At 59.9% G+C, this 11,632-nt stretch carries 11 protein-coding genes; all 11 read left to right on the top strand.

All coding sequences use genetic code 11. The features are described from left to right. Positions 1-8 precede the first annotated feature (8 nt). The 11 genes from ACR0AC_RS10785 to ACR0AC_RS10835 all read left to right on the top strand — a co-directional run bounded on the left by ACR0AC_RS10785 (position 9) and on the right by ACR0AC_RS10835 (position 11,598). Positions 9-902 (top strand): carbohydrate ABC transporter permease, encoded by an 894-nt coding sequence (locus ACR0AC_RS10785; protein ID WP_170622627.1) that lies wholly within the window; start codon positions 9-11, stop codon positions 900-902. Further along, on the top strand, positions 902-1,783 hold the full coding sequence (locus tag ACR0AC_RS10790; RefSeq protein ID WP_170622626.1) for a carbohydrate ABC transporter permease: 882 nt from the start codon (positions 902-904) through the stop codon (positions 1,781-1,783). Before ACR0AC_RS10785 ends, ACR0AC_RS10790 begins: the two co-directional genes overlap by 1 nt. Positions 1,784-1,789: 6 nt before the next feature. After that, a complete protein-coding gene (locus ACR0AC_RS10795; RefSeq protein ID WP_170622625.1) occupies positions 1,790-2,902 on the top strand; it encodes a sn-glycerol-3-phosphate ABC transporter ATP-binding protein UgpC in 1,113 nt (370 codons plus the stop codon). Continuing rightward, positions 2,899-4,389, top strand: coding sequence for a GMC oxidoreductase (locus ACR0AC_RS10800; RefSeq protein ID WP_480873274.1), 1,491 nt, complete (start codon positions 2,899-2,901; stop codon positions 4,387-4,389). The genes ACR0AC_RS10795 and ACR0AC_RS10800 overlap by 4 nt, the downstream gene beginning before the upstream one ends. Continuing rightward, positions 4,386-5,144: a 3-ketoacyl-ACP reductase gene (locus ACR0AC_RS10805; RefSeq protein WP_480873276.1), complete on the top strand. Its 759-nt coding sequence runs from the start codon at positions 4,386-4,388 to the stop codon at positions 5,142-5,144. Before ACR0AC_RS10800 ends, ACR0AC_RS10805 begins: the two co-directional genes overlap by 4 nt. A 17-nt stretch (positions 5,145-5,161) precedes the next feature. Further along, positions 5,162-6,754 carry a GMC family oxidoreductase gene (locus ACR0AC_RS10810; protein WP_480873278.1) on the top strand — a complete coding sequence of 531 codons (1,593 nt, stop codon included), beginning with the start codon at positions 5,162-5,164 and terminating at the stop codon, positions 6,752-6,754. Next, the gene (locus tag ACR0AC_RS10815) at positions 6,751-7,059 is read left to right on the top strand and encodes a Dabb family protein (RefSeq protein WP_170622621.1); all 309 of its coding nucleotides are present in this window, start codon (positions 6,751-6,753) and stop codon (positions 7,057-7,059) included. Before ACR0AC_RS10810 ends, ACR0AC_RS10815 begins: the two co-directional genes overlap by 4 nt. Before the next feature lie 4 nt (positions 7,060-7,063). Then, positions 7,064-8,233 (top strand): dihydrodipicolinate synthase family protein, encoded by a 1,170-nt coding sequence (locus ACR0AC_RS10820; protein WP_170622620.1) that lies wholly within the window; start codon positions 7,064-7,066, stop codon positions 8,231-8,233. Positions 8,234-8,238: 5 nt separating this feature from the next. Further along, on the top strand, positions 8,239-9,249 hold the full coding sequence (locus ACR0AC_RS10825) for a LacI family DNA-binding transcriptional regulator (protein ID WP_480873281.1): 1,011 nt from the start codon (positions 8,239-8,241) through the stop codon (positions 9,247-9,249). A gap of 80 nt (positions 9,250-9,329) precedes the next feature. After that, positions 9,330-10,349 carry a GlxA family transcriptional regulator gene (locus ACR0AC_RS10830; protein ID WP_480873283.1) on the top strand — a complete coding sequence of 340 codons (1,020 nt, stop codon included), beginning with the start codon at positions 9,330-9,332 and terminating at the stop codon, positions 10,347-10,349. A gap of 109 nt (positions 10,350-10,458) precedes the next feature. Further along, positions 10,459-11,598 carry an aromatic ring-hydroxylating oxygenase subunit alpha gene (locus ACR0AC_RS10835; protein WP_480873285.1) on the top strand — a complete coding sequence of 380 codons (1,140 nt, stop codon included), beginning with the start codon at positions 10,459-10,461 and terminating at the stop codon, positions 11,596-11,598. The last annotated feature ends 34 nt before the right edge of the window (positions 11,599-11,632 follow it).

Genomic DNA, 11,632 nt, shown 5'->3' on the forward strand with positions numbered 1-11,632 from the left:
GGCGCGCCATGGCAACTTCAGCCGACGCGGATTTCAAGACACGCCTTCAGAACTGGATCCCGAAACTGGTCCTGTCACCGTCGCTGGCGATGATGCTGGTCTTTGTTTACGGGTTCATTCTGTTCTCGGTCTACCTGTCCTTTACCGACAGCCGCATCCTGCCGACCTTTGGATGGGTCGGATGGGAAAACTACGACAAGCTTTGGCGCCTGAGCCATTGGGAAACCTCGCTGATCAACATGGGAATCTTCGCGAGCCTTTATATCGTGATCTGCACCTGTATTGGCTTGGGTCTGGCAATCTTCCTCGACCAGAAAATTCGCGGCGAAGGGTTACTGCGCCCAATCTACCTCTATCCCATGGCGCTGAGTTTCATCGTCACGGGCACCGCCTGGAAATGGTTTCTGGATCCCGGTATCGGGCTGGAAAACGTCATGCACACATGGGGTTGGACCAGTTTCGAGTTCGACTGGATCAAAAACCGCGACTACGCGATCTATACGGTTGTTCTGGCCGCCGTCTGGCAGACCAGCGGCTTTGTGATGGCCATGTTTCTGGCCGGGCTGCGCGGCATCGACAACGAAATCCTGCGCGCGGCACAGATGGATGGGGCCTCGAACTGGAACCTCTATCGCCGGATCATCATCCCGCAACTGCGTCCGGCATTCCTGTCGGCCTTCGTGATCCTCAGCCACCTTGCGATCAAGACGTTTGACCTTGTGATCGCATTGACCGGCGGCGGACCGGGACGCGCGACCGAGCTGCCCGCGACCTTCATGTATTCCTACACGTTCACGCGGAACCAGATGGGGATCGGCGCGGCCTCGGCCACGATCATGCTGATGACCATCGCGGCGATCATGATCCCTTATCTTTACGCCGAATTGCGGGAGAAACGCTGATGTCCCAAGCAACTCAGGATACCGCAATTCGCACCGGTCGGGTCACGCGGACGCTGATCTATGTGGTGCTGATCCTCTTCTCGCTGTTCTACCTTCTGCCGCTTTACGTGATGCTGGTGAATTCGGTTAAACCATTGGAAGAGATCACCGGTGGCGGCATGATGAACCTACCGCAGGTCTTCACCTTGGAGCCTTGGCTGAAAGCGTGGTCCTCAGCCCAGATCGGTGTCGATCCCACCGGGTTGAAGCCCTACTTCTGGAACTCGATCAAGATGGTGGTTCCGGCCGTGATCGTCTCGACCATTCTTGGCGCGCTGAACGGCTATGTGCTGACCAAATGGCGTTTTAAATACGACACGATTCTGTTCGGTTTGATGTTGTTTGCCTGCTTCATTCCGTTCCAGATCGTTCTGATCCCGATGGCGCGGATGCTGGGCCTGATGGGTCTGGCAGGCACCACCTGGGGGCTGGCCTTGGTGCATGTGGTCTACGGGATTGGCTTCACCACGCTTTATTTCCGCAATTACTACGCGGTCTTCCCGACCGAGTTGATCCGGGCCGCTCAGATCGACGGGGCGGGGTTCTTCCAGATCTTCTGGCGTATCCTGTTGCCCAGTTCCGGTCCAATCGCTGTGGTGTCTATCATCTGGCAGTTTACCAACATCTGGAACGACTTCCTGTTCGGTGCGTCGTTTGCCGATGCCAACAGCCAGCCGATGACGGTGGCACTGAACAATCTGGTGCAGTCGTCAACCGGTGTGAAGGAATACAACGTTCATTTCGCAGGAGCCATTCTGGCGGCCCTGCCAACTCTGCTCGTCTATATCGTGGCCGGTCGTTATTTCGTCCGCGGCCTGATGGCGGGTTCCGTGAAAGGATAAGGCCTCATGGGTTTTCTGGACATAGACAACGCGACCAAATCCTACGGATCGGTCGAGGTGCTGCACAAGGTCGATATCTCGGTGCAGGAGGGGGAATTTCTGGTGCTGGTGGGCCCCTCGGGCTGCGGCAAGTCGACCCTGCTGAACATGATCGCGGGGCTTGAGGACATCACCAGCGGCGAGATTCGTATCAAGGACACTGTGATGAACGGGGTGCATCCGTCGAACCGCAACATCGCCATGGTGTTCCAAAGCTACGCGCTTTATCCCAACATGACCGTGGGCCAGAACATCACCTTCGGGCTTGAGATGCACGGCGTCCCCAAGCCCGAACGCGACAAGGCGATGCACGAGGTCGCCACGCTGTTGCAGATCGAGCAGTTGCTGGACCGCAAGCCCGGTCAATTGTCTGGCGGTCAGCGTCAGCGGGTCGCCATGGGCCGCGCATTGGTGCGGGAACCGGATGTGTTCCTGTTTGACGAGCCTCTGTCAAACCTCGACGCCAAACTGCGTGTCGATATGCGGACCGAGATCAAGAAGCTGCACCAGAATCTTGGCACAACCATCGTTTACGTAACCCACGACCAGATCGAGGCGATGACCCTGTCCAGCCGCATCGCGGTGATGAATGGCGGTTATGTGCAGCAATTGGGAACCCCGCAGGAAATCTATGACACCCCGGCCAATATCTTTGTGGCAACGTTCATGGGCTCGCCCGCGATGAACGTGGTGCCTGCGAAAGTGACCGTGCTGAACGGTCGTCCTCATGCCGAGGTTGCCACCCATGACGGATCGATGGCGCAGTTGCCATTCAGTCAGGATAATCTGGCCGAATGGGACGGGCGTGAGATCCTGTTGGGCATTCGTCCCGAAACCATCACCGATATGGATGGCGCGGATCGCAAATCCTCGAACATTGCGCAGATGACCAACCGGATTGTTGTCACTGAACCCGCAGGCTCGGACACGTTTGTGTCGATGCAGCTGGGGGGCCGGGATGTGATCGCGCGGATGCGCTCGGACGCTGAGGTCGCGCCGGGGCAGGATTTCGACTTTGCCGTCAATATGGAGAAGGCCGTGGCCTTTGACCCTGAAAGCGAGATGCGGATCACTCCGTGACAAACCCGGATGTCATAATCATCGGATCGGGGGTCGGAGGGGCAACGCTGGCCGCAGCGCTGGCCCCCTCGGGCCGCCGCATTCTGATCCTTGAACGCGGCGACTATCTGCGCCCTTCGCCCGTGGATCGGGACACCAAGGCGATCTTTGAGGATGGGCATTTCCGCCCCGACGAAACCTGGCTGGACGGCGAAGGGCAGCCTTTCAGTCCGGGCAACTATTACTGCGTCGGCGGCAACTCGAAATTCTACGGTGCCGCCCTGATCCGCTACCGGGCCGAGGATTTTGAACCGCGCCAGCATATGGGCGGTCGCTCTCCTGGCTGGCCTCTCCGTTACAGAGATCTGGAACCGGACTACACGGCGGTGGAGCAGCTTTATGCAGTGCGCGGAACCGCCGATGAGGACCCGACCGAGCCGCCGCATAGCGGCGCTTACCCGCATCCTCCTGTAGCTGATGAGCCTGACATCGCGGATCTGCGCGCGCGTTTGCGCGGGGCGGGGCTGTCGCCCGCATCTGTCCCTTTGGGGGTGGATATCGACCGCTGGCTTTCGGCCGGGCAAACCACGTGGGATGCGTTTCCGAACACCTGCGGTGGCAAAATGGACGCGGAAACCTGCGCTCTGGCGGATGCCCTGAAGCACGAGAATGTCGAACTATTGACGAACGCACCCGCCAAAAAACTGCTGAGCGACAAAGACGGGCACATCACAGGTGTTGAGGTCAAGGGGCACGGTACCCTGCACGCGCCGGTGATCGTGTTATCTGCAGGGGCTGTTCAGTCCGCCGCGCTGTTGTTGAAATCCGCCAATGACAATTGCCCCGCCGGATTGGCGAACCGATCCGATCAGGTTGGGCGCAACTTCATGAACCACAATTGCTCGGCGGTTCTGGCTTTGCATCCGCTGCGTCGTAACCGCGCGGTCTATCAAAAGACGTTGATGTTCAACGACTACTACAATGATGACGGGCAGGGCGGCGCGCCTTTGGGCAATATCCAGATGCTGGGCAAGATCACCGGGCCGATTCTGGCATCCCAGCCCGGTATACCCGGTCCGATTGCGACAATGATCGCAAACCGCAGCTTTGATTTCTATGCGATGTCCGAGGACCTGCCCAATCCGGACAGCCGGGTAACAGTCGAAGGTGATCAGATCCGGCTGGACTGGAAACGCTCGAACTGGCAGGCGCATGAGGCACTGGTGGCCAAGCTGAAACAGCACCTGCGCCGAGCCGGGTTTCCGATTGTCCTGTCGCGGCCCTTCGACCGGCGCACGCCCTCGCATCAATGCGGAACGGCCCGGATGGGGCAGGACCCGGCCAGCAGCGTGGTGGACCCGTTCTGCCGCAGCCATGACCACCGGAACCTGTTCATCGTTGACGCCTCGGTCCTGCCGACCTCGGCTGCGGTCAATCCGGCCCTGACCATCGCGGCGCTGGCCTTGCGCGCCGGTCGCCACATCTTAGAGACGGAGTTTGCAGCATGACCGGAGTTGCTTTGGTCACAGGTGGCCAGCAAGGCATCGGCCTTGGAATCTCGCGCGCCTTGATCGCGGCTGGGTACAAGGTGGCGCTGGCGTCACGGTCTGCCCCGGACAAACCGGTGGTCCGGAACGCTTTGTCCGAATTGGGACCGGGCGCGATCTATGTGCAGCATGATGTGTCCCAGATCGATCACGTGCCCGCCTTGCTGGATCAGGTCGAGGCCCAGCTGGGACCGATCACCGCCCTGATCAACAACGCAGGCGTCGGCGCGCCGGTGCGGGGAGATATGCTGGACCTGAAGCCCGAGAACTGGGATTTCGTGCAAAACATCAATCTGCGCGGTGCCTTCTTTCTGGCGCAAGAGGTCGCGCGGCGGATGTTGGCGCAGCCTCAGGACAGCTATCGCTCGATCACCTTTGTCACCTCGGTCAGCGCCACGATGGTGTCTATCGAGCGCGCCGAATACTGCGTGTCCAAGGCCGCCGCCGCGATGATGGCGCAGCTGTTTGCGGTGCGGATGGCCCCGCATGGGATCGGCGTTTTCGAACTGCGCCCCGGCATCATCGCCACCGAAATGACGGCTGGTGTGCGTGACAAATACACCGACCGGATCGAAGGCGGGTTGGTCCCCGCCGCGCGGTGGGGTGAGCCGCAGGATATCGGCGCGGTCATCGTTCCCATCGTGGACGGCCAGATGCAATTCGCCACCGGGGCCGCGATCCCCGTGGATGGCGGGCTTTCGATCTCGCGCCTGTAAGGAACTCAGAGGACAAGATGTCTGAAGGATATGATTTCATCGTGATCGGCGGCGGCTCGGCAGGTTCGGTCATTGCGGCGCGCCTGTCCGAGGAACCTGCGGCCAAGGTATTGCTGCTTGAGGCCGGGTCTTCGGATCGCCATCCGTTTTTCCACCTGCCTGCGGGCTTTGCCAAGATGACCAAAGGCATTGGCAGCTGGGGCTGGTCGACGGTGCCGCAGAAGCACATGCAGAACAAGGTGTTCAACTACACCCAGGCCAAGGTGATCGGGGGCGGGTCGGCAATCAATGCCCAGATCTACACACGCGGTGCTGCGCAGGATTATGACGACTGGCGGCAGATGGGATGCGAGGGCTGGGGCTATGACGATGTCCTGCCCTATTTTAAGAAGTCCGAGGATAACGACAGCTACGACAATGAGTTCCACGGCAAAGGCGGCCCGCTGGGCGTGTCGATGCCCGCCGCGCCTTTGCCGATCTGCGATGCCTATATCAGGGCCGCCGAGCAGGTTGGCATCCCCGAAACGCGGGATGTGAATGGCGCGAAACAGGACGGGGCCGGGTATTACCAGCTGACCCAACGCAATGCGCGACGGTCCTCGGCGGCGATGGCGTTTCTGGCACCTAATCGGAACCGTCCGAACCTGACTATTCGCATGGGAGCTCAGGTCCGTCGGATCACGGTCGAGAAAGGACGGGCAACCGGCGTTGAGATGATGAGCGGCGAAAAGATCTCTGCCGCGCGCGAGGTGATTTTGTCCTCCGGTGCCATCGGCTCACCCCGCCTGTTGCAACTGTCCGGGATCGGACCAGCAGGTCATCAGGAAAGCCTCGGGATCAAGCCGGTCTATGACCAGCCACAGGTTGGGGAGAATCTGCAGGACCACCTCGATCTCTATTCGATTTGCGAGGTCACTGGCCCGCATACCTATGACCGCTTCGCCAAGCTGCACCTGTCGGCTTGGGCCGGGCTGCAATATCTGTTCACCCGCAAGGGGCCGGTGGCGTCCAGCCTGTTTGAAACCGGCGGCTTCTGGTACGCCGACCCCGACGCCCGGTCGCCCGACATTCAGATGCATCTGGGGCTGGGCACCGGGATCGAGGCCGGGGTCGAAGCGATGCCCAATGGCGGCGTCACCCTGAACGCCTGTTTCCTGCGGCCCCGGTCTCGGGGGACGGTGCGATTGCAAAGTTCCGATCCCGCAGCAATGCCTTTGATCGATCCGAACTATCTGGCCGATCCCTATGACCGAGAGATGTCGATCCGGGGTCTGAAACTGGTGCAGAACATCCTCGCGCAGGATGCGTTGAAGCCATATGTTCTGGCGGAACGTCTGCCCGGTCCGACTGTAAAGACCGAGCAGGAGTATTTCGACTTCATCTGCGTGCATTCCAAAACCTCGCACCACTGCGCGGGCACCTGCCGCATGGGCAATGATGCCGAGGCTGTTCTGGACCCGCGCCTGCGCTTCAACGGGATCGAGGGTCTGCGCGTGGCCGACGCCTCGATCATGCCAACGGTCAATTCTTCGAACACCAACGCGCCCACGATCATGATCGGCGAGAAAGCCGCCGACATGATCAAGCAAGATCAAGGATTTACGCAATGATCCGTCATATCGTTCTGACGAAATTCCGCCCGGATGTGACCGAAGAGACGGTCGCCCAAATCTACAATGGACTGGCCAAGGTGGCCGAAGCTCTGCCCGGTGCCAAAGGCTTCACCGGGGGCCGCAGCCAAAGCCCGGAACAGATCGAACGCGGCTATATGCATGGGTTTGTGATCGATTTCGACGATTGGGACGCTTTGGCGACCTATCAGGCGAACGAGGATCACAAGGCGTGCGGGGCGCAACTGGTCGCAAACGCCGTGGGTGGAATCGACGGCATTCTAGTTCTGGATCTGGAGGTCTGAGACAATGACATTGATATTGCCAAACCGCGACGGCCAGTTGGAACCTTATGCTCTGACCGGAACGCCCTTGATCCCCCGCGCGCCGCAGGTACCGTTGACGCGCACCGCATTCGCGGCCGCACATGTGGTCTCGGACCCGCTGGCCGAGCGAAACCCGTGGGATGGTCGACCGGCGGTAGACTGGGACGCGACCCTGAACTTCCGACAGGGTCTGTGGGATCAGGGCCTTGGGCTGGCCGAGGCGATGGACACCGCCCAACGCGGCATGGGCGTGGATTGGGAGACCGCGCTGGAACTGATCCAGCGCACGATGGTGGCCGCCAAAGCGCACCCCCTGTCGCCACGCGTTGCCTGCGGGGCCGGGACGGATCATGTGCCCATGGGCGCGCTAAATACGGCCGGGGAAATCCTGTCCGCTTATGAACATCAAGCCGAGGCGATCGAGGCCGCCGGTGGTCAACTGATCCTGATGGCCTCGCGCGCCTTTCCGGCCATCAATGCTGGGCCGGACACCTATCACGACGTCTATCGCGCGCTGATCGACGGGGCGGCGAAACCGGTGATCCTGCATTGGCTGGGCGATATGTTCGACCCGGCCCTGACCGGCTATTGGGGCAGCACGGATGTGGATCAGGCCAGCGAGTTTGTGCTGTCTTTGATCGCTGAGAACCCATCCAAGGTCGACGGCATCAAAATCTCACTGCTCGATCAGGCGCATGAAGAGACGTTTCGCAGGCGCCTGCCGGACGGCGTGCGCCTCTATACCGGGGATGATTTCAACTATGCCGATCTGATCGCTGGGGACGGGGGCCATTATTCTCATGCTCTGCTGGGCATCTTTGCGGCCATCGCCCCGGCGGCCGCGCAGGCGCTTGAGGCCCTGACACAGAACGACATGGATCGCTACCACGCGCTGTTTGCCCCGACCGTGCCGCTCAGCCGCGAAATCTTCCGCGCCCCGACGCGGTTCTACAAGGCCGGGATCGCCTTTCTGGCCTGGCTGAACGGCGCGCAGACCCATTTCATCATGCCCGGCGGGTTCCAGTCGAGCCGCGACATCTGTCACTACGCCGAAGTGTTCCGGCTTGCGGATCAGGCGGGTTTGCTCTCGGACCCGGATCGGGCTACAGCGCGGATGACAACATTGCTGAACCTGCACGGGGTAGACCAATAGACTGAATGCGCAGACCGACGATCATAGATGTCGCCAACAAGGCGGGCGTGTCGAAATCCACGGTCAGCCTTGTGTTGCAGGGCAGCGCGCAGGTCAAAGCGGAAACCCGAACGCTGGTTCACGCAGCGATGAAAGAGATCGGTTATGTTTATAACCGATCCGCGGCCAATCTGAGGTCAACCGGGAACGCCCTGATCGGGTTGGTGATCAACGATCTGACCAACCCGTTTTTTACTGAATTCGCCACCTCGCTGCAAATGGCATTGGGGTCGCGCGGCTATGCGGTGGTGGTCGCAAACACCAATGAAGACCCCGCGATTCAGGATCAGGTGGTCACGGCCATGTTGGAACACGGGGTCTCGGCCCTGATCCTGTCGCCTGCTTACGGGGATGTCTCAAAAACCCTTAAGGCGGTTGAGCGTGCCGGCATCCCGATGATGCAAGTTCTGCGTCAGGTGGAAGGCGATAACGGCAAATACCCATTCATCGCACCCGATTACCGCGCCGGTGGACGGGTTGCGACCCGTCATTTGCTGGAGACCGGCGCGCGCAAGATTGCCTTTGTTGGCGGGCTGGAAGGCAGGCAAGTCACGCAGGAACGGATCTCGGGCTATCTTGAGATCGTGCAGGAGAATGGGCTGCAACCGGTTGTCGTAACAGGAAAATCCACCCGCGCTTTTGGTCACGCGGCGGCGGCGGGCCTGTTCAGGGATCACCCGGATTGCGACGCCGCCTTGTGTTTCAACGATCTGGTCGCGTTTGGCATGATCAACGCCTGCCACGAGGCGCGGGTCGCGATTGGCGCATCTTTTCAGATCATCGGCTTTGACGACATTCAGGAAGCCTCGGAATGCTGGCCCGCCTTGTCGACGGTGCAGTGCGGGGTTGGTGATTTTGGGAAACAGGTGGCGGACACCATCCTGCGCTGGCTTCAGGACGATGACGTGCCAGCGGCGCTGACCCAAACCCCGGTGCGTTTGGTTCACCGTCAGACCACAAAGGATCTGAGCAAGTAACCAATTCCGCCAAAACTTGCGGGAATGGCGGATGTGTTTTACGCTTTATCGCCGTCATTTTTTCGAAATTGGCCATCTGAATGTCGCAGCCATCCGATCAGATTCGAATTCGGGTCATCGTGACCCCCAGCTTCAATATGGCTGCGACCATGGGGTTCATCGATCCCTTCCGGGCTGCGAATTATCTGGAAGGCGCGGCCCATTACAGCTGGGAACTTGTGTCGGAAACCGGCGGTCCATGCGTGGCCAGCAACGGCATCAGCATCGAGACTCAGAGCCTGAAAACCGCCTCCGCCCAGCCCGTCGATTTTCTGATCGTCTCTTCAAGCTGGACCCCGGAGGAGCATGGCTCGGACCAAATTCAGGCCGCCCTGCGCCGCGCCGCACGCCAGCAGGCGACACTCGGCGGGATTGATACCGGCGCGTTCATCATGGCCGAGGCCGGGCTTTTGCGCCATCGCCGCGCCACGGTGCACTACGAACATATCGACGCCTTTCGCGAGCTTTATCCGGATGTCGATTGCACCGAGGCGCTGTTCGAATTCGATGGCGACCGCATCACCTGTTGCGGCGGATCAGCCTCGTTCGATTTCGCGCTGCAAATCCTGCAGGGCATACATGGCAACGCACTGGCGAACGCAGCCGCGCGGTATGTGTTTCACCCCAGCCTGCGCGAACGCGGCACCCCGCAGAACCCGCAATTCATGGAACCATTGGGGGCCAAGATCCCCGATACCGTGCGCAACGCCATCCGGGCAATGGAAGACAACCTGGAAGAGCCGCTGACTATTGGCGAGATTTGCAAGGCGGCGCAAATTTCGCAGCGGCAGCTCAACCGCCTTTTTGCCCAGCATCTGAAGAAAACGCCGGTGCTGTATTACCGCGACATTCGGCTGGACCGGGCCCGTGGGCTGGTGACGCAGACAACCCTTGCCATGTCCGAGATCGCGTTCGCCTGCGGCTTTTCCAGTCAGGTCCATTTCAGCCGCGCCTATAAGGACCGGTTTGGCCTGCCTCCGATGCGGGACAGAATCGAAGGCCGTATCCCCTTCGAATTCCGCGCCTGGCCCATGCATCGCAAACATGGCGCGTCCAGTTAAGGCCAAATGTTGGCGAACCATGTAAAGTATTCGCCGATTTTTCTCGGCTAAATCACTCTACCCAGCGGATTTGCACGCGCGCCCGCGTGCGCTTTGGATGAGGATCACCATGACTGAATTGCCATCGGCCAAAGAGTTTGCGGAGATCGGCAGAGGCTATGATCAAAGCCCGTCCCGCTCGCTGTCATTGCGCAAGGAAGCCTATGTCGAGCAGGTTTGGCACAATGCCGACCTGGAAGCGATCATTGCGAAGACGTGGCAATGGGTGTGCCATGTCGAAAAGGTCCGGGAACCGGGCGCGTATACGACCGTCGAGGTCGCGGGCAAGCCCATCGCCGTCGTGCGCGACAAGGACGGCGGGCTGCGCGCGTTCTACAATGTCTGCAAACACCGCGCGCATGAGCTGCTTTCAGGCGATGGCAACACCACGCGCATAATGTGCCCTTATCACGCCTGGGTCTACAAGCTGGACGGCAATCTGGTGCGCGCGCCACATACCGAGCAATTGCAGGACTTCAACCCAAAGGACATCTGTCTGGATCAGGTGCAGGTCGAAGAATTCTGCGGTTTTGTCTATGTGAATCTGGACCCGACAGCGCAGTCTCTGGCCGAAACAACCGGCGATCTGGCGACCGAGATCAAGCACTGGGCCCCGGATATCGAGGATCTGACCTTCGCGCACCGTCTGACCTATGACATCAAGTCGAACTGGAAGAACGTGGTCGACAATTTCCTTGAATGCTACCACTGCCCGACCGCGCATAAGGATTTTTGCGATTTGGTGGACATGGACACCTACAAGGTGACCACCCATGGCATTTATTCCAGTCATATGGCGGATGCAGGGAACACGGCCAACAGTGCCTATGATGTCTCGAATGCGACGGTTAGAACGCACGCGGTTTGGTGGCTGTGGCCCAACACCTGCATCATGCGCTATCCGGGGCGGTCGTCGATGATCATCATGAACGTCATCCCCGCCGGACCGAATCGCACGCTGGAAACCTATGACTTTTTCCTCGAAGAGACGACGCCGAACGAGGCGGAACTCGACACCATCCGCTATCTGGATGAGGTTCTGCAGGTCGAGGATATCAACCTTGTCGAAAGCGTTCAGCGTGGGATGAATACGCCCGCTTTCACGCAGGGCCGTATCGTGGATGACGCCAATGGCTCGGGGCAATCGGAACATGCCGTGCATCATTTCCACGGTCTGGTTCTGGATGCGTACAAAGCGGCGGCCCGATGACAGGTATTCCGTCTTCAACCCGACCGGGCGCTAA

Source organism: Ruegeria sp. H7, assembly GCF_056532945.1.

Bases quoted from the DNA above. Each gene is read 5' to 3' on its own strand.
- ACR0AC_RS10830 (WP_480873283.1), top strand. From the start codon at position 9,330: ATGTCGCAGCCATCCGATCAGATTCGAATTCGGGTCATCGTGACCCCC.
- ACR0AC_RS10835 (WP_480873285.1), top strand. From the start codon at position 10,459: ATGACTGAATTGCCATCGGCCAAAGAGTTTGCGGAGATCGGCAGAGGC.
- ACR0AC_RS10815 (WP_170622621.1), top strand. From the start codon at position 6,751: ATGATCCGTCATATCGTTCTGACGAAATTCCGCCCGGATGTGACCGAA.
- ACR0AC_RS10810 (WP_480873278.1), top strand. From the start codon at position 5,162: ATGTCTGAAGGATATGATTTCATCGTGATCGGCGGCGGCTCGGCAGGT.
- ACR0AC_RS10825 (WP_480873281.1), top strand. From the start codon at position 8,239: ATGCGCAGACCGACGATCATAGATGTCGCCAACAAGGCGGGCGTGTCG.
- ACR0AC_RS10795 (WP_170622625.1), top strand. From the start codon at position 1,790: ATGGGTTTTCTGGACATAGACAACGCGACCAAATCCTACGGATCGGTC.
- ACR0AC_RS10820 (WP_170622620.1), top strand. From the start codon at position 7,064: ATGACATTGATATTGCCAAACCGCGACGGCCAGTTGGAACCTTATGCT.
- ACR0AC_RS10785 (WP_170622627.1), top strand. From the start codon at position 9: ATGGCAACTTCAGCCGACGCGGATTTCAAGACACGCCTTCAGAACTGG.
- ACR0AC_RS10790 (WP_170622626.1), top strand. From the start codon at position 902: ATGTCCCAAGCAACTCAGGATACCGCAATTCGCACCGGTCGGGTCACG.
- ACR0AC_RS10805 (WP_480873276.1), top strand. From the start codon at position 4,386: ATGACCGGAGTTGCTTTGGTCACAGGTGGCCAGCAAGGCATCGGCCTT.